At 41.1% G+C, this 16,443-nt stretch carries 19 protein-coding genes; 9 read left to right on the top strand and 10 right to left on the bottom strand.

The window, feature by feature from the left end:
* The first annotated feature begins 29 nt into the window (after positions 1–29).
* From FUA25_RS04520 to FUA25_RS04505, 4 genes are all read left to right on the top strand, one after another.
* Positions 30–821, top strand: coding sequence for a hypothetical protein (locus FUA25_RS04520; protein WP_147755735.1), 792 nt, complete (start codon positions 30–32; stop codon positions 819–821).
* A 95-nt stretch (positions 822–916) separates the two neighbouring features.
* Positions 917–1,729: a DUF6759 domain-containing protein gene (locus FUA25_RS04515; protein ID WP_147755734.1), complete on the top strand. Its 813-nt coding sequence runs from the start codon at positions 917–919 to the stop codon at positions 1,727–1,729.
* Positions 1,730–1,801: 72 nt separating this feature from the next.
* Complete coding sequence (gene trmB / locus FUA25_RS04510; protein ID WP_147755733.1) at positions 1,802–2,482, top strand: tRNA (guanosine(46)-N7)-methyltransferase TrmB; 681 nt, start codon at positions 1,802–1,804, stop codon at positions 2,480–2,482.
* Positions 2,479–3,084, top strand: coding sequence for a DUF6759 domain-containing protein (locus FUA25_RS04505; protein ID WP_147755732.1), 606 nt, complete (start codon positions 2,479–2,481; stop codon positions 3,082–3,084). The genes trmB and FUA25_RS04505 overlap by 4 nt, the downstream gene beginning before the upstream one ends.
* A gap of 70 nt (positions 3,085–3,154) precedes the next feature.
* Here FUA25_RS04505 and rpsB read toward each other — a convergent pair whose 3' ends face one another.
* From rpsB to FUA25_RS04485, 4 genes are all read right to left on the bottom strand, one after another.
* Positions 3,155–3,922, bottom strand: coding sequence for a 30S ribosomal protein S2 (gene rpsB, locus FUA25_RS04500; RefSeq protein ID WP_147755731.1), 768 nt, complete (start codon positions 3,920–3,922; stop codon positions 3,155–3,157).
* 198 nt (positions 3,923–4,120) lie between these two features.
* The gene (gene rpsI, locus FUA25_RS04495; protein WP_147755730.1) at positions 4,121–4,507 is read right to left on the bottom strand and encodes a 30S ribosomal protein S9; all 387 of its coding nucleotides are present in this window, start codon (positions 4,505–4,507) and stop codon (positions 4,121–4,123) included.
* Positions 4,508–4,512: 5 nt separating this feature from the next.
* Positions 4,513–4,968, bottom strand: coding sequence for a 50S ribosomal protein L13 (gene rplM / locus FUA25_RS04490; protein WP_147755729.1), 456 nt, complete (start codon positions 4,966–4,968; stop codon positions 4,513–4,515).
* Positions 4,969–5,140: 172 nt separating this feature from the next.
* On the bottom strand, positions 5,141–5,473 hold the full coding sequence (locus FUA25_RS04485; RefSeq protein WP_147755728.1) for a hypothetical protein: 333 nt from the start codon (positions 5,471–5,473) through the stop codon (positions 5,141–5,143).
* A 72-nt stretch (positions 5,474–5,545) separates the two neighbouring features.
* Here FUA25_RS04485 and FUA25_RS04480 point away from each other — a divergent pair, with 72 nt between their 5' ends.
* The 3 genes from FUA25_RS04480 to FUA25_RS04470 all read left to right on the top strand — a co-directional run bounded on the left by FUA25_RS04480 (position 5,546) and on the right by FUA25_RS04470 (position 10,512).
* Positions 5,546–5,935 (top strand): hypothetical protein, encoded by a 390-nt coding sequence (locus tag FUA25_RS04480; protein WP_147755727.1) that lies wholly within the window; start codon positions 5,546–5,548, stop codon positions 5,933–5,935.
* A gap of 88 nt (positions 5,936–6,023) precedes the next feature.
* Entirely contained in the window at positions 6,024–9,386 is a 3,363-nt protein-coding gene (locus tag FUA25_RS04475; RefSeq protein WP_147755726.1) for a methylmalonyl-CoA mutase family protein, read from the top strand.
* Positions 9,387–9,486: 100 nt separating this feature from the next.
* Positions 9,487–10,512, top strand: coding sequence for a hypothetical protein (locus FUA25_RS04470; protein ID WP_147755725.1), 1,026 nt, complete (start codon positions 9,487–9,489; stop codon positions 10,510–10,512).
* Positions 10,513–10,524: 12 nt separating this feature from the next.
* On the opposite strand, the gene FUA25_RS04465 is transcribed toward FUA25_RS04470, so the two are convergent.
* Genes FUA25_RS04465 through FUA25_RS04440 form a run of 6 tightly spaced genes read right to left on the bottom strand, consistent with a single transcriptional unit; the run spans position 10,525 to position 14,585 of the window.
* On the bottom strand, positions 10,525–11,451 hold the full coding sequence (locus FUA25_RS04465; RefSeq protein WP_147755724.1) for an MBL fold metallo-hydrolase: 927 nt from the start codon (positions 11,449–11,451) through the stop codon (positions 10,525–10,527).
* Between the two features lie 33 nt (positions 11,452–11,484).
* Positions 11,485–12,210: a hypothetical protein gene (locus tag FUA25_RS04460; protein ID WP_147755723.1), complete on the bottom strand. Its 726-nt coding sequence runs from the start codon at positions 12,208–12,210 to the stop codon at positions 11,485–11,487.
* A complete protein-coding gene (locus FUA25_RS04455; protein ID WP_147755722.1) occupies positions 12,207–12,920 on the bottom strand; it encodes a hypothetical protein in 714 nt (237 codons plus the stop codon). The genes FUA25_RS04460 and FUA25_RS04455 overlap by 4 nt, the downstream gene beginning before the upstream one ends.
* Positions 12,920–13,630, bottom strand: coding sequence for a hypothetical protein (locus tag FUA25_RS04450; RefSeq protein ID WP_147755721.1), 711 nt, complete (start codon positions 13,628–13,630; stop codon positions 12,920–12,922). The genes FUA25_RS04455 and FUA25_RS04450 overlap by 1 nt, the downstream gene beginning before the upstream one ends.
* Positions 13,627–14,259 carry a hypothetical protein gene (locus tag FUA25_RS04445; protein ID WP_147755720.1) on the bottom strand — a complete coding sequence of 211 codons (633 nt, stop codon included), beginning with the start codon at positions 14,257–14,259 and terminating at the stop codon, positions 13,627–13,629. The genes FUA25_RS04450 and FUA25_RS04445 overlap by 4 nt, the downstream gene beginning before the upstream one ends.
* Positions 14,256–14,585 (bottom strand): PadR family transcriptional regulator, encoded by a 330-nt coding sequence (locus FUA25_RS04440; RefSeq protein ID WP_410493466.1) that lies wholly within the window; start codon positions 14,583–14,585, stop codon positions 14,256–14,258. The genes FUA25_RS04445 and FUA25_RS04440 overlap by 4 nt, the downstream gene beginning before the upstream one ends.
* A gap of 87 nt (positions 14,586–14,672) precedes the next feature.
* Here FUA25_RS04440 and ruvC point away from each other — a divergent pair, with 87 nt between their 5' ends.
* Together ruvC and FUA25_RS04430 are read left to right on the top strand one after the other, a co-directional pair.
* Positions 14,673–15,227, top strand: a complete 555-nt coding sequence (gene ruvC, locus FUA25_RS04435; protein ID WP_147755718.1) for a crossover junction endodeoxyribonuclease RuvC — start codon at positions 14,673–14,675, stop codon at positions 15,225–15,227.
* Between the two features lie 124 nt (positions 15,228–15,351).
* Complete coding sequence (locus tag FUA25_RS04430) at positions 15,352–16,428, top strand: DUF4407 domain-containing protein (RefSeq protein WP_147755717.1); 1,077 nt, start codon at positions 15,352–15,354, stop codon at positions 16,426–16,428.
* The last annotated feature ends 15 nt before the right edge of the window (positions 16,429–16,443 follow it).

The raw sequence follows: 16,443 nt of genomic DNA, 5'->3' as shown, positions 1-16,443 counted from the left end.
GAATTTAGCATTAATTTTGCCGGCAACAGATGAAAAAAATATTTACATTTTTGATATTGCTTTCCTTAGTGAATATCAATGCCCAGATCTTCAAAGGACAGGTATTCCTCAGGGACAACTCGATCCTGTACCTCAACCAGATTTTCGTTACGAATCTTAACACCCAGAAGACCGTGCTCAGCGATTACAACGGAGAATTCCGCATTGCTGCAAACGAGGGGGATCGCATCCGTTTCACCTCCATTGTTACCGAAAGGAAGGACGTTAGTCTTAACAAAACACTGCTTGAGAATTCCAACAATCTCGTTGAACTGAAAATTGCTTATCATGAGATTCAGGAAGTGGTACTTAGCCGCTTTAAGCCGTCCGGGAATCTAAGAAAGGACGTGGCTTCCCTTAAATCCTCAGAAAAAGCACTGGAAATACAGAAAATGCTCGGCCTGCCGGAACCGAAAGGCGACGGAAACCCGCCGCAACTCCCTGTAGCAGGGTTTTCCGGAGGTGGCCTCACCTTCAGTATTGATACCATTTATGACATTCTTTCAGGAGAAAAAAAGAAAAAGGAGCGTTATTATGCCTACGAAAAAATGAACATTTCTGTTCAGAAAATGAAGAATTACTACGGCACCGAATATTTTACGAACATGAAGATTCCGGAATATCTGATCGAAAACTTCCTGCAGTTCGTCTACACCTCAGACCGTCTGTCTGCTTTTATTGATGCCGGAAATTATGAGGCAGCAGCAATCTCTATCGAGAAATACCTGCCTATTTACTTAAAAAGACTCGACAATTCGAGCCTGAGAAGTCTTGTAAAATAAATGAAAGTTTGACTGGAATTTTATATCAATAATTCAGGAAAAGACGTTAATTTAGTTGGGTGTATCTAAAGTTCTACGCTAATTTCTTTTTTTTTATGAGAAAAATTATTCTTTTTTTTAGCTTGTTTATGTTCTTCAATCTTTCTGCGCAGAAGAAGATGAAGGATTATTCGGAGATTATGCGCAGCAAAAGCATCTACGAAATCAATGCGTTTTTACGCGATGCCCATCCTGATGATCCGAGAAGGTCTGTCCTGAAGCCGAGAATAATGGAGATGATAAGAGACTACATCAAAACGGCGCATCCTGCAGATCCGCGTGTAAAATCATTGCAGGAAATGCTCGCAACACTGAAAAGACGGCCTTCCACAAAAATCAGTTTTGATGAAATGAATGCCATCATCAAACAGAAGCAGATCGCAAAATACAAAGAGGCACTTGCGAAAAACCTGAATCCGGCCACGATGGCTCCGGTTACAATAACAGCAGAACCTGTCACTGCAGCTGTTCCTGGACAAAGAGCTAGCTCTGCTGCACCAAGCACGCCCACTTTTGTCGCCATGCCCAGTGCAGAAGAAGACGAATTTAAAATGCTCATCAACGAATCGCCCGAAGCCCACAAACAGAAAACGGTACAGCTGCTGAACAAACTTTTCGACAGCGACCCAAGCAGCCGCGAAAGCATCATTCTGATCCAGAACAAGTCAGACTGCAACATCATCGTCAGGATAGAAGGTGCAGGAAACACAAAGTACCGTTTGGCCGTGGCGGCACATAATGAAAATTCAATCGTAGTGACTAAAGGGGATTACCTTTTTACAAGCATCGTGTGTGGAGCCCAGTATGCCTCCCAAAAAACAGTTCAGAAAGCCATTATGGTTGGCCTGAGCAATCCCGGCTCCAAATAATTTAAATGCATTAACCGGCCTTATACTTCCTTTTGTCTTTATTTAATATTATTTTTGCCCTAAGAAATTGATATGGGAAAAAATAAACTGGCACGTTTCGAGGAAAACAGAATTCTTCCGAACGTTTTTCAGCCGACGAGAGCGGAAGCGCAGGACAATTTTCATTTAAAAGGGAAATGGAGAGACGAGGTTTTTAAAAACCAGAATCCCATCGTTCTGGAACTGGGCTGCGGAAAAGGAGAATATTCGGTTGGACTGGCCAAAGCATTTCCTGAAAAAAACTTTATCGGAATCGATATTAAAGGGGCGCGATTTTGGTTCGGTGCCAAAGAAGCGGTAGAGAAAAACCTGAACAATGTTGCTTTTCTGAGAACACAAATCGAACTCGTAGACTGTTTTTTCGACAAAGACGAAATCGACGAGATCTGGATTACTTTTCCGGATCCTCAGATCAAATACCGCCGGACAAAACACCGGATGACCCATCCTGAGTTTCTGGAACGTTACAAAAAAATCCTGAAAAAAGACGGCGTCATGCATCTTAAGACCGATTCTGAATTCCTGCACGGTTACACTTTAGGTTTGCTTCAGGGACAGGGTCACGAAATCATTGCAGCGAATCACGATATTTACGGAGCGCCCGAATTCGATCCCGGAACGCCACTTTTAAGGGAAATAAAAACCTATTACGAAGGACTTTTCTCAGCGAAAGGGAAAACCATCACCTATATAAAATTCAGAATAAACGGATGAAAAACACCATGCTGACCTGGTCACTATTACTGCTTTTAGGATCCTGCAAAACAGAATCTGCGGCTAAGTTCAGCATTATGGACAGCAGAGACGAAAAAAAGGTCGAGCAGTACATCCGTAATCATCCGGGAGATAAAAATCTGCCTTTTTTGAAGCAGAAACTTCAGGCGCTGAAAAACGCCAAGAAGCCAAAAAAGAGACCAGGTGAACTTCCGAAGCCCATCGTATTTAAAACGATTACGGAACGTGAAGCAAAGGAATATGCTCAGATTTTGGAGGAAAGCAAGGCACTTCATTCCAAGAATACCGTAAAGGTGCTTAACCAGCTTTTCAACAGCGACCAGAGCAATACCGATGCGATTCTGCTTGTTCAGAACAACTCCGACTGCAATATGATCCTGAGGATTCAGGGCAGCAAGTACTATAACCTCGCGGTGCCTTCTCACGGAGAAAACTCCATCGTTATTCCGCAGGGTGATTATATGCTTTCCACCAACTTATGTGATTTGAGCTATGTCTCAAACAAAAAAATTACGAAAAATGTGGTCGTGGCGCTGAAGCCCAATGTTCCAACAGGTTATCCAAAGGCCGAGAGCAATTAACAGTTCATTTAAAAGCATAAAAAAAGGTTCAGAAAATATTCTGAACCTTTTTTTATTATTGAGATAGCTATTATTCCGCAGCAGCGTCGAAATCAGCATCAGCATCAGCCGTTACTTTTTCCCCTTCTTCTTTGGATTTTTCTTTATCTGCTTTTCTTTGAGACAAACCGTCTTTGATAGAGCTTGAAACAACGCTCAAAATCATATCAATTGATTTGGATGCATCATCATTTCCAGGAATCACATATTCTACTTTTCTTGGATCTGAATTCGTATCAACGATTGCAAAAATTGGAATTCCCAATTTTTTAGCCTCAGTAACAGCGATGTGTTCTTTCATAATATCAACAACAAAAAGTGCTGATGGAAGACGCACCATGTCGGAAATGGAACCTAAGTTTTTCTCAAGGTTAGCTCTTTGACGGTCAACCTGAAGTCTTTCTTTCTTAGATAAAGTTTCGAAAGTACCATCTTTCTTCATTTTATCGATCTGGTTCATTTTCTTAACAGCTTTACGGATCGTAACAAAGTTTGTTAACATTCCGCCCGGCCATCTTTCAGTGATATAAGGCATATTAAGTTCAGCTGCATATTTCGCTACAACTTCTTTCGCCTGCTTTTTAGTAGCTACGAAAAGAACTTTTTTACCTGCAGAAGTGATTTTTTCCAAAGCTGTACAGGCTTCGTCCAGTTTCACTGCTGTTTTATGTAAGTCTACGATGTGAATACCGTTTTTCTCCATAAAAATGTATGGAGCCATATTTGGATTCCACTTTCTGGTCATGTGACCAAAGTGTACTCCTGCCTCTAAAAGGTCTTTAACATTTGCTTTTGCCATGTCGCTTTTTTGTTTTTAGTTTACGTGCCGCTTTTTCGCAATCAACTTTTCTTTAGATGGGAGAATAGTTTGGGTGCTAAACTAAAGGGGGCATTTAGGTGCTTTAAGCTTTAAGCGATACGCCTTAAGCTTTCAAGCGAATTAATAATTTGTTTGAGTATAAGCCTAATGCATATTGCATACAGCTCATAGCAATTCTTAACGTTTTGAGAACTGGAATCTCTTTCTCGCTTTTTTCTGACCTGGTTTCTTTCTTTCCACCATTCTTGCATCTCTTGTAAGCAATCCGTGTGGTTTAAGCAATAATCTGAACTCTTCGTTGATTTCACACAATGCTCTTGAAAGACCTAGTCTGATGGCTTCAGCCTGACCAGTAATTCCGCCTCCAAAAACATTCACTGTAACGTCATACTGACCCACAGTTTCTGTTAACAAAAACGGCTGATTCAATTTGTAAACCAAAACGTCAGTACCGAAGTAGTCTTTAGAATCCTTTTTGTTGATCGTAATGATTCCTGAACCAGGTTTCATGTAGATTCTTGCAACAGCAGTTTTTCTTCTTCCGATTTTATGAACTATTGACATATTAATTATTTGAATTCGTTAATATTAATGACTTTTGGCTGCTGAGCTTCATGTTTGTGCTCCGTTCCTTCATATAAATAAAGGTTCGTAAACAGTTGGGATCCCAGTTTGGTTTTAGGAAGCATTCCTTTTACGGATTTTTCCAAAACTTTTAAAGAATCTTTTTTCTGAAGTTCAAGCGCAGTCATCGACTTTTGACCACCTGGATAACCAGTATGCCAAATGTAAGTCTTGTCAGCCCACTTGTTCCCGGAAAGGGTTACTTTCCCAGCATTCAAAACGATTACGTTATCTCCACAATCTGCGTGGGGCGTAAAATTCGTTTTGTGCTTACCTCTCAAAATCTTTGCAACCTTGGAAGCGATTCTTCCTAACGGTTGTCCTTCAGCGTCTACCACAACCCATTCTTTATTAGCGGTAGCTTTGTTAGCTGAAACGGTTTTGTAACTTAATGTATTCACACTTTTTCGTTTAACGATTAAACATTATTTTCCCCAAATAGGGTGTGCAAAGGTAAATATTTTTTTCGGAACTGGAAATGTTTTCGTAAAGATTATGCTAAGGATTTGAATATGTTGATTTTATTCCACATTCAGGGAGCGTTTTTCGAGGCTGGTTGGGTCCGCAAATTTCCTAATTTCTTAACGATTTGGAGCTGCGGAAACTGGCAATAAGATAATAAGCCACAAAAACCATTGAAAATTTAATGACAGACGGCACCGCTTTCTCAAGATCAAACAAAAGTACTCCAATTACAATCAGAAGCCCCATTCCGAGAAAGGAAATCCCGAGTTTCTGAGGCAGCGTAAATCTTATATCATCCAGAAAATAAGCCATTCCCCAAGCCGATCCAAAGGCAAAACCGTAGTAAAGATCGAGTTCCCATCCCTGACTTCCCAAAAGAAAATAATTCAGAAGAAAACTCACGATGGTTCCGGCTAGAGAATAAATGATGGCGCGCTGCATAAAATAGGTTTCCGCAAAAATAATTATTTTAAAATGAAATTCCTTTTTTATTATATTTGAAAAAATGATCCGATGAAAATTAAAAACCTTTTTTTCCTGTTGGCATTGGTTCCGCTCATTTCCTGTGAACAGGTCATGGACAATTATTGGGACCGGAAAGCAGAAGAAAATTACATTTCGCCTTACAAAGGAACTTATCTTGGCAGTTTTGCAGGCAACGACAGTGGATCGCTGAAGATAGAAGTTTCAAAAAGCGACAACGTCACCATTACGAAACACTCGAGCATCAGTAACTCTGATGAAATGTATTACGACGGTCTTATTGGAGCCTCATTCAACGGCAGTCCCTCGCCTGCTACCGGGTTCAAGCTTCTCGGAAATCTTAATTCTTCCAACAATACTTACTCGGGAAATTGGACGCAAGGAAACGCTTCCGGCACCTGGACGCTTACCAAACAATAGCTTTCTGCGACCCTTTCACAACCAGAAAGGGTTTTCTTTTCCCGAAATTCCAAATTTTCCTATCTTTGGGGACATCGAAAATTCATCTATGGAAACCCAAAAATATTCTCCAAAAAACAAAATCAGAATCGTTACTGCCGCTGCGCTCTTCGACGGACATGATGCTGCCATCAATATCATGCGCCGGGTAATTCAGGCAACCGGTGTTGAAGTCATTCACCTCGGCCACGACAAATCTGCGGAAGAAGTCGTAAACTGTGCCGTTCAGGAAGATGCAAATGCCATCGCGCTGACTTCTTACCAGGGCGGTCACAACGAATATTTCAAATACATCTGCGATTTATTAAAGGAAAAAAACGCTTCCCATATCAAGATTTTTGGCGGCGGTGGCGGCGTAATTCTGCCGGAAGAAATCAAAGATCTGATGGATTATGGCGTAACGAGAATTTATTCGCCGGATGACGGCCGCGAACTTGGATTGCAGGGCATGATCGACGATCTGGTACAGAAATCCGATTATCCCACAGGAAGAGATATTCAGGTGGAAGATCTGGATAAAATCAGTTTCGAAGATTCAAAATCCCTTGCTGAAGTGATTTCTGCTGTAGAAAATTTTTCTGAAGAGAAAGCCGATCTGGTAAAAGCCATCCAGGAACGCGCAAAAGATTCCACGATTCCGATTATCGGGATTACCGGAACCGGCGGTGCGGGAAAATCTTCTCTTACTGATGAGTTAGTAAGAAGATTCCTGCGTTCAAACCCTGAAAAAAAGATCGCGATCATTTCCATCGACCCTTCCAAAAAGAAAACGGGCGGTGCGCTTTTGGGCGACCGGATCCGGATGAACTCGATCAACGATCCTCGCGTGTATATGCGTTCGATGGCGACTCGTGAGAACAATGTTTCGGTTTCGCCGCACATTCATTCCGCTTTGAATATTTTAAAAATTGCCAAACCTGATGTCATCGTTCTGGAAACTTCCGGAATCGGACAGTCGGGCTCGGAAATTACCGATATCGCTGATGTTTCGATGTATGTCATGACTCCTGAGTACGGCGCTTCCACGCAGCTGGAAAAAATTGACATGCTGGATTATGCAGATCTGGTAGCTTTAAACAAGTCGGACAAAAGAGGCGCACTGGATGCACTTCAGGCCGTAAAAAAACAGTTCCAGAGAAATCATGTGCTTTTCGAAAAAAGTTTAGACGAAATGCCGGTGTACTCCACAAAAGCGAGCCAGTTTAACGACTGGGGAACTACAGAATTATATAATGAACTCATTAAAAAAGTCAATTCTAAATTTGAAGGGTTAAATCTGAGTGAATACGAAGAACAGAACGTTTCCGAGGAAACCACAATCATTCCGCCGAAAAGGGTTCGTTACCTTTCTGAAATTGTCGAAATCAACCGTTCTTACGACAAACATGTCGTGGAACAGGCTTTGGTTGCAAGAAAAATGTACCAGCTCGACGGTGCCAAATTTGCCCTTGAAGGCGATGAGCACTGTCAGGAAAAGATCGAAAAGGTCTTTCAGAAAACAAAAAAAGAACTTTCTCAGGAAAATACGTATTTCCTGAACGGATGGCACGACTTCAAACTGAAGCACGATGCAGATATTTATACCTATCTCGTTCGTGGAAAAGAGATTAAGGTAGAGACCAAATCCGAAACCCTGTCCCATTTGAAAATCCCGAAAATCGCTTTGCCGAAATTTCAGGACTGGGGCGACCTCATCCGCTGGAAAGGCCAGGAAAACGTTCCGGGCGCATTTCCTTTTACTGCGGGAATTTATCCGTTCAAAAGAACCGGGGAAGACCCAACGAGGATGTTTGCAGGCGAAGGCGGCCCCGAAAGAACCAACCGCAGATTTCATTATGTTTCGGCAGACATGGATGCGAAAAGACTTTCCACGGCTTTCGATTCCGTAACGCTTTACGGCCAGGATCCTGCTTTTCCGCCCGATATTTTCGGTAAAATCGGGAATGCGGGGGTTTCCATCGCGACTTTGGATGATGCGAAAAAACTGTATTCAGGTTTCGATCTTGTGAATGCCATGACTTCCGTTTCCATGACGATTAATGGTCCTGCTCCGATGCTGCTCGCATTTTTCATGAATGCAGCCATTGACCAGAACTGCGAGAAATTTATTGAAGAAAACAATCTTTGGGATAAAGTAGAAGCTGCTTTAAAACAAAAATTTGATGATCAGGGACTGAAACGCCCGACTTACAGCGGCGACCTTCCTCCATCCAATAACGGTTTGGGACTGAAGTTACTCGGATTAACGGGTGATGAAGTTTTGGACGCAGCCGCGTATGAAAAAATTAAAATGGAAACCATTGCGACCGTGCGCGGAACCGTACAGGCCGATATTTTAAAAGAAGATCAGGCGCAGAACACCTGTATTTTCTCCACTGAATTTGCCTTGAGACTCATGGGCGATGTGCAGCAGTATTTCATCGATCAGAAAGTAAGAAATTTCTATTCGGTATCCATTTCAGGATACCATATTGCCGAAGCCGGCGCAAACCCGATCTCCCAACTGGCGTTTACTCTCGCAAACGGGTTTACGTATGTGGAATATTACCTTTCCAGAGGAATGGACATCAATGAGTTTGCTCCAAACCTTTCCTTCTTTTTCTCCAACGGCATCGATCCGGAATATGCGGTGATCGGTCGTGTGGCACGAAGAATATGGGCAAAAGCCATGCGTGAAAAATACCAGGCCAACGAAAGAAGCCAGATGCTGAAATATCACATCCAGACTTCCGGACGTTCGCTTCACGCACAGGAAATCGATTTTAACGACATTAGAACAACCCTTCAGGCACTGTATGCGATTTACGACAACTGTAACTCGCTTCACACCAATGCTTATGACGAAGCCATTACAACACCGACTGAAGAATCGGTAAGACGTGCGATGGCGATTCAGCTCATCATCAATAAAGAACTCGGTCTGGCTAAAAATGAAAATCCGCTGCAGGGTTCATTCATCATCGAAGAACTCACTGATTTGGTGGAACAGGCCGTTTATACGGAATTCGACCGAATTACGGAAAGAGGCGGCGTTCTCGGAGCAATGGAAACGATGTATCAGCGTTCTAAAATTCAGGAAGAATCCATGCATTATGAATGGCTGAAACACACGGGAGAATATCCGATCATCGGCGTGAACACTTTCCTTGGGAAAGACGGTTCACCAACAGTCTTGCCCGGAGAAGTCATCCGCTCTACGGAAGAGGAAAAGCAGCTACAGATCAAAAATCTTGAAAATTACCAGAGTGCAAATGCCTCAAATACGCAGAAAGCACTCGAAGATCTTCAGCACGGCGCGATCAATCAGGCCAACCTTTTTGAACTGATGATGGATGCGGTGAAATACTGTTCGCTTGGGCAGATTACCAACGCATTATTTGAAGTGGGCGGAATGTACAGAAGGAATATGTAATTTAAAAACGATTAATCTTAAATACAAACCGTGTCAGAATCTCATTCCGACACGGTTTTTTATTAGTCGGAAATTATATATCTTTAAAAAAACAACAGCGATGAAAAAAACAACCCTCCTTTTTAGTTTATTTTCCTTCTCCATTCTCTTTTCCCAGGCGAGGACTGAAGATTTCCAGATAACAATGCCGGAAAAAAAAGCGGTGAAAAGTCTATATAAAACCATAAAAGTGGTAGATGCAAGGGTGGATACCACCAATCTTGGAATTGTGCAGAAAGGTGCTTTCAATACAAAGGCGAGGGTTGTTCCTACCGTTCCGATCAACACTCAGCTTCAGAATCTACTCAATTCCTTAAATGCTTCAGGATCCGGCGATGGTGAAATGCTCATTTATCTGAAACAGCTTTCTTTTGCAGAGGTAACGGGAGCTGTTAGTGAAAAAGGCTACTGCTATTTCCAGGCTTTTCTTTTCTCAAAAGACGGCGATGGCAATTACCAGCTTCTTAACAAAATAGATTCAGTTATTGTACATTCCTCCATGGACGTTACCAAAGCCACGATGCGGAAAGGAAGTGAAATGATTGCAGACTTCATCTCCAGAAACATCGGCCGACAGAATACTGCACCCGAAGCATACACCTATAGCGAAGTCTTAAACTATGACCTCATCGAAAAAAACAAATATCCGCTGTACTCAGCCGCTCAGTTAACGGATGGGCTGTACAGTGATTTCAAAAAATTCAGAGGGCAAACGCCTTTGGAAATACCCATTACGAATGTAAAAGCTGCTGCTGATCCTTTTAAATTATTAAAAATATACTCCGATATCAACGGTAAGGAAAAGGAGCTTAAAAAATCAGATTATTATGCGTTGGTGTATCAGGGTGCGCCATATCTTTATTCCGACCTTGACCATGGGTTTGTAAAGGCAACAAAGAGAGCCGACGGTGATTATTACCTTAACGCAAAAGCCAAAACTACCGCAAAAACCGGGGACGTAATGCTTGCAAGTGCATTTTTTGGAATTATCGGCGGCCTGATTGCCTCCGATGCCAATGCAGTTTTCGAAATGAAACTGGACTATATGAACGGCGGCTTAGTTCCGGTAAAAGAAATTAAAAGGTAATTTTCGATAAAGTTATCCCAGAAGTGTCTTTCTCAGTTCATCCAGAAATCCCGCAAACCGTTCCGGCGTGTTGCGGTTTTCGAAACCGGGGATAAAAGCATTTTCTTTCACCAGTTGCTCCGTTGATTTTCCTTCGCTGATGGCTTTCAACATAAAATCATTTGAGGCTTCCAGAAAACCGGCCATTTCTTTCAGATTGGCTCTGTTTCCGGTCGTCAGTTCCGGCTTGTCCGCATGACCGAAGATAAAAACGGTGTCATCATCAAATTTCGCCTGAGCTTTTTCCAGCACTTTAATCCAGCTTCGGGAATCAGATCCGTCTGCGGTGCGGTACACGGGAATCATATTGTTGAACATCAGATCGCCCATGTGAACCACATTGTCGTTCTCGAAATGGTACATCACATCTCCAAAAGTGTGTCCGTTTCCGAAATGATAACCGGTCACTTTTTCATTTCCGAGATCAATTCTGTATTCCTTTTCAAAAAGAACCGTTGCATAACGCTGTTCAGCGAGTTTTTTGCTTTTTTCCGCGGCCATCCGCTGCAGTTCTGGCACGCGCTGGTGAGCGACAACTTTCGTATTCTGATCTTTAAAGGCGATATTTCCTGAAGTATGGTCGCCATGGTGATGGGTATTGCATAGATAAAGAACCGGTTTTCCTTTTGAAGAAATTCCGTCCAGCACGGGCTGAATGGAATCGGCAAATTGCGAATCGATGATGAGAAACCCGTCTTTGGCTTCAAAAACTCCTACCGTTCCACCCTTATTCGTGTAGCGGGAGACATTTCCGCGGATTTTTCGCAGATCTCCTGCACGTAGAGTCAAAGGATCAAACATGCTCCGTTTCATTGGAGTAACACAGCTCAATAAGCTTGGCACCAATGCCAGACCCAAACCGGCTGAAAAAGTGGTGGCGAGAAATTCTTTGCGGTCCATCTGATAAATTTTTACTAAAAATAAGTAAAAATTTTAAGATGAAGGGGTAAGGTATCTCAGAAAAGGTTTTACTTTATGGATTTGTCGTAGATAATTTCTCTGGTTTACATAAATCACCACATTTCCAAAAATCAAAAAGAAAAACACACTCCAGAAAAGAAACGGCGAGAAACCCTGAACCGGTGAAAAACTAAACCGGAAAACGTTATATACCGCCTCGGAATGATCATAAATCTCAAAAATATTCGGCAGTAAGACCGCGAATGAACTGACGAAAATGGCCTCAGGTTGCTGGTAATAAGTCAGGACATAATTTTCGTATTTTTTTGCCAGTTTAAAATCTTGTTGGTGCACCAGATAATTGATCAAAGGGAAAAACGTAAGGGCTACGACTGCCAATGTCAGCACATACTTAAAAACGAATACACCGGTAAACTGTGCCAAAATCAATAACAGGAATATAATGCATACACCAATTTTTATCGTTTCCTTCAGAATTCCCAGATTGATCTGCCGGTACATTTTCTTTGTGAATCTACTTTTATCGTTTAAATCCAAGCTGCCATCCCAATAGAGTTTAAGATCATTCTGCCAGCTGTTTTTCACTTTTTCAAATGTATCCTCAAAACTCAGATTCTCCTCTTTCTCCAGATCAGAAATCTGAGAAACAAAATGATCCTGAACTTCCATTAAAATATCGATCGGAAGTTTTTTATCCAGAAGGTAGTTACGGATTTCGGTGAGTTGCATTTCATTCATGACATTTTCAGATATTTGAGAAAAGGTTTTACTTTTTCTATCTGTCTGAGATATTGTTTTTGTGACAAAAGTGAATAAAAAACTCCAAAAAGGACAATCAATAAACTGATTACTACGAAAAAGAGTTCTCCAAAACCATCTGAAAAAGAGAGAATCTTCTGATATTTTTCAGGCGATTTTTCCAGGGTTCCTAAAATATTAATAACCGGTGAAAACAGCACCAAGAAAATAAAAACAGAATGCTGGTGCAAAGTTAATACATAAGGTGCGTATTTCTTTGCAAGCCTGAATTGACGAAAGTCTCTTACATAATTCACCAATGCATATCCAATTGTTCCCAAAAGAAGAACAATGGTAAATATCATAAAGAAATGAGGGCCTGAGAAATTTGCTGCCAACAAAATTAAGATCAATGGAACTGACGAATACTTAAGCGCGGTCCAAAAGTTTTCGGTCTCAATCTGTCTTTTCATTTTCCTCATAAAGTCTGAAACATCTTCCAAATTTAGTTCTCCCTTCCAGTAAGGTTTTAATTCATTGTCCCAACTCCTTTTAGTTCTTGAAAACGCCTCCACAAAACTCAGATTCTCATCTTTCTCCAGATCAGAAATCTGGGAAACAAAATGATCCTGAACTTCCATTAAAATATCGATCGGAAGTTTTTTATCCAGTAGGTAGTTACGGATTTGGGTGAGATGGGTTTCGTTCATTATGTTTTGAGATATTTCAGAAAAGGTCTTATTCTTTCGACGCGTTTCAGGTATTCCTGTTGCGAGACGAGTGCAAAGAAACTAATGCTAATGATGGAAAAGTAAACAACAACAGCCAGTAGATCAGAATCGAACGCAAAACTGGTGAAAAACTCCATAAATCGCGCAGCTCCCTGTCGGTAACCGGAAATTACCTGATAAAAAGAGTATGCAAATACAAAATTTATGAAATTAAAGGATTGGTAAAGGGTCAGGACATAATCATCATATTTTTTCGGAAGCATAAACGTTTTCCATCTTAGGAACAGATTTACAATGGGCCAAAGCACTATTCCCAGTATCGCGATAAGAAAGAATCCGGTAAAATACTGCAGTGTTAATACTTTAGAGACAAGAGCGAGAATTACAATTGCCACTAAGGAATGTTGGAAACTTCTTTTGAGGGAAGTCCAGATCAACAGCCTTTCGAATTTACGCGCCAGGTCGTTTCTATCGAACAGATCCCAACCACCATTCCAGTAAGGCTTCAACTCCTTCTGCCAGCTTTTTTTTACTTTTTCAAATGCCTCCTCAAAACTCAGATTCCCATCTCTCTCCAGATCAGAAATCTGGGAAACAAAATGGTCCTGAACTTCCATTAAAATATCAATCGGAAGTTTTTTCTCCAAAAGGTAGGTGCGGATTTGGGTGAGATGGGTTTCTGTAATCATGACAGCAAAGCATTAATTTTTTTCTGGTGAAGGTAAAGTAACTGAATCTGTATAGCCAAATTGTAAACAAGTACACCAGCCTGGATAATACTCTTTAAATTACGCTGTGATGTAAAAAGAATTTCAGCAATCAGTCCTGAAAAAAAAAGTAACAGAATGCTCACAATAATATTTCTGAGTATTAGGGGATGGAAGTTAAGGTGAATAAAATGAGAAAGTTTCAGTTTCTTTTCAATAAGTAAAAACAACGCTAAACCAACGAAAACCGTTAACATTGCGACTGAAATAAACACCTGGAAAGGCTGATAAATCATCATAAAAAGTATGGAAACCATCGCTGCTAAACCGGATAATCTGATTAAACTTCTAAATCTGCTTCCGATGATTTCCGCCTCAATTCTTGCCACTTTTTTAAAGGAAAGAATATCCGTGCGTACCATCTGAAGTTCTCCGTGCCATTTTAATTTCGACCTTAAGAACGCATCCTGAAACACGGCACCTTTCTGCATCTTTTCAGTAACTTCCGAAACAAAATGATCTAAAATTTCACAAAATAATGACTTAGAAAGCTTTTTCGTCAGCAGATACTTTCTAATTTCCAGTTCATGCTCTGTTTTAAACACGCTCATATATTAAAAATTGCATTTAAATTAAAAAGATAAGATTTCATTTCCTCTTCCTGCGTCACCTGCTGTCTTTTTCCTTTTTCGGTGAGCAGGTAATATTTACGGTCGCGTCCGTTTACATTTTGGATCTCGGACCGGATGATTCCATCATTTTCCAGTTTATGAAGAAGCGGATAAAGCGCACCTTCGGTCATTTCCAGCTCTCCCTTCGTGAGCTCCTTCGCCCGTTGCGTGAGCTGGTAACCGTACATCTTCACTTCTGTCGTCAGCAGTTTGAGGATGATGTTCTGAAGGGTTCCTTTGTATAAAGCGTTCTTTTTCATATGCATAACAAAGTTATACATAATTTTCTTATGCATAAAAATAAATCTGATATTTTTTAACTTTTCAGTCGCTTAATCTTTAAATTTGCTCCAATGCAAACCGAAAAAATTATTTTAGGCATCGATCCTGGCACCACGATCATGGGTTTCGGCATTATTTCTGTGGAAAAAGGAAAAATGAAAATGATTTCCATTCATGAACTGATTCTTAAAAAATATCCGAACCACGAAACGAAGCTGAAGATTATTTTCGACAAAACCCTTGCGTTGATTGATGAATATCATCCGGATGAAGTTGCTCTTGAAGCGCCTTTTTTTGGAAAAAATGTTCAAAGTATGCTGAAACTGGGGCGTGCACAAGGCGTGGCGATGGCGGCTTCTCTTCACCGTGATATTCCGATTACCGAATATTCGCCGAAAAAAATAAAAATGGCGATCACCGGAAACGGAAACGCAAGCAAGGAACAGGTTGCCGGAATGCTGCAGAGTCTGCTCGGTTTAAAGGAATTTCCTACGAAATATCTCGATGCATCTGACGGTTTGGCGGTTGCGGTTTGCCACCATTTCAACTCCGGAAATGTGGTCGCAGACAAAAATTACACCGGCTGGGACAGTTTCCTGAAGCAGAATCCGGACCGTTTAAAATAACTTAAATCCCTAATTTACAGATGTTTATTTTGTAAAATAAATTTACAGAAAATACACAAAACATTTACTTGGTTAAACCTAATACTATCTGTAACATTGTTACGTTTTAAAATACCAATTGAATATGAAAGCGCAAAACATTAGTACAAATCCCGTTAACCATAAAATGAACTGGTTTCAGCATTTTCTCCTGATCTGCTCCGGCGGGAATATTCATATTTTAAGAAAAACACCGTCTGAATGGAACAAATTTGCAGGGATCGGCGGAATTGTTCTGTTTACCGCTATTTTCGCGACACTTTCTGCAGGCTATGCGATGTTTACAGTGTTTGATGACGTTTGGATTTCAACAGCATTTGCCGTTTTGTGGGGCTTAATGATCTTTAATCTGGACCGCTACATCGTTTCCTCCATCAAAAAAACAGGAACCTGGTGGAATCAGGTTTTAATGGCCGTCCCTAGACTTATTTTAGCTACATTTCTCGGAATCATTATTTCCAAACCCCTGGAACTGAAAATCTTCGAAAAGGAAGTCAACAAACAGCTGAATACCATCATACAAAGAAACAAGACCCAGCTGCAGGCCGAAATGAACGGCAGGATCCTGCAGCAGTCGGGACCTTTTGAAACCGAAAAAAAAGAAATTCAAACCAAAATCGCTGATTATCAGAAATCTTACGACTCAGCCTCGGTGGAACTGGAGAAAGAAATTCTTGGAAAACAAAGCGGTTTAACCAGTGGAAAAGTGGGTTTCGGCTCTAACGCAAAACGGAAATCTGAACTTAAGGAACAGCGCCGCCAGGATCTGGAAAACTATCAGAAAACAGTGACTCCACGTCTTGATTATCTGGACAAGGAAATCTCGAAAGTCTATACCAACATCGAAACTGAAAGAAATAAAACAGAAACCTTTGAAGACCGTTTCAACGGTTTTGCGGCGCGGCTTCAGGCTTTGGACGAACTGGGGAAAAACTCCGCCATCATTGGTTTGGCTGCAACATTTATTATGGGACTTTTCATTTGTCTGGAAATTTCGCCGGTTTTGGTGAAGCTCATTTCATCCGTAGGACCGTATGATTATCTGCTTGAAAAAACCGAGAATGATTTCCGCCTCTATTCCAAAGAAAAAATTGAGAAAGGCAACGCCGGAACTGATTACCGTATCGATGACTTCAAGGAAAATCTCAGGAAAAAAAGCTAAAATTAAAGCCTTTCA

Origin of the sequence: Chryseobacterium sp. (genome assembly GCF_008014695.1) — a bacterium.
Taxonomy (GTDB): Bacteria; Bacteroidota; Bacteroidia; order Flavobacteriales; family Weeksellaceae; genus Kaistella.
The sequence above is the reverse complement of the archived record's forward strand: the minus strand, read 5'-3'. Positions and strand labels throughout refer to the sequence as shown.

Bases quoted from the DNA above. Each gene is read 5' to 3' on its own strand.
- FUA25_RS04520 (WP_147755735.1), top strand. From the start codon at position 30: ATGAAAAAAATATTTACATTTTTGATATTGCTTTCCTTAGTGAATATC.
- FUA25_RS04515 (WP_147755734.1), top strand. From the start codon at position 917: ATGAGAAAAATTATTCTTTTTTTTAGCTTGTTTATGTTCTTCAATCTT.
- trmB (WP_147755733.1), top strand. From the start codon at position 1,802: ATGGGAAAAAATAAACTGGCACGTTTCGAGGAAAACAGAATTCTTCCG.
- FUA25_RS04505 (WP_147755732.1), top strand. From the start codon at position 2,479: ATGAAAAACACCATGCTGACCTGGTCACTATTACTGCTTTTAGGATCC.
- rpsB (WP_147755731.1), bottom strand. From the start codon at position 3,922: ATGGCAAAAGCAAATGTTAAAGACCTTTTAGAGGCAGGAGTACACTTT.
- rpsI (WP_147755730.1), bottom strand. From the start codon at position 4,507: ATGTCAATAGTTCATAAAATCGGAAGAAGAAAAACTGCTGTTGCAAGA.
- FUA25_RS04485 (WP_147755728.1), bottom strand. From the start codon at position 5,473: ATGCAGCGCGCCATCATTTATTCTCTAGCCGGAACCATCGTGAGTTTT.
- FUA25_RS04480 (WP_147755727.1), top strand. From the start codon at position 5,546: ATGAAAATTAAAAACCTTTTTTTCCTGTTGGCATTGGTTCCGCTCATT.
- FUA25_RS04475 (WP_147755726.1), top strand. From the start codon at position 6,024: ATGGAAACCCAAAAATATTCTCCAAAAAACAAAATCAGAATCGTTACT.
- FUA25_RS04470 (WP_147755725.1), top strand. From the start codon at position 9,487: ATGAAAAAAACAACCCTCCTTTTTAGTTTATTTTCCTTCTCCATTCTC.
- FUA25_RS04465 (WP_147755724.1), bottom strand. From the start codon at position 11,451: ATGGACCGCAAAGAATTTCTCGCCACCACTTTTTCAGCCGGTTTGGGT.
- FUA25_RS04460 (WP_147755723.1), bottom strand. From the start codon at position 12,210: ATGAATGAAATGCAACTCACCGAAATCCGTAACTACCTTCTGGATAAA.
- FUA25_RS04455 (WP_147755722.1), bottom strand. From the start codon at position 12,920: ATGAACGAAACCCATCTCACCCAAATCCGTAACTACCTACTGGATAAA.
- FUA25_RS04450 (WP_147755721.1), bottom strand. From the start codon at position 13,630: ATGATTACAGAAACCCATCTCACCCAAATCCGCACCTACCTTTTGGAG.
- FUA25_RS04445 (WP_147755720.1), bottom strand. From the start codon at position 14,259: ATGAGCGTGTTTAAAACAGAGCATGAACTGGAAATTAGAAAGTATCTG.
- FUA25_RS04440 (WP_410493466.1), bottom strand. From the start codon at position 14,585: ATGCATATGAAAAAGAACGCTTTATACAAAGGAACCCTTCAGAACATC.
- ruvC (WP_147755718.1), top strand. From the start codon at position 14,673: ATGCAAACCGAAAAAATTATTTTAGGCATCGATCCTGGCACCACGATC.
- FUA25_RS04430 (WP_147755717.1), top strand. From the start codon at position 15,352: ATGAAAGCGCAAAACATTAGTACAAATCCCGTTAACCATAAAATGAAC.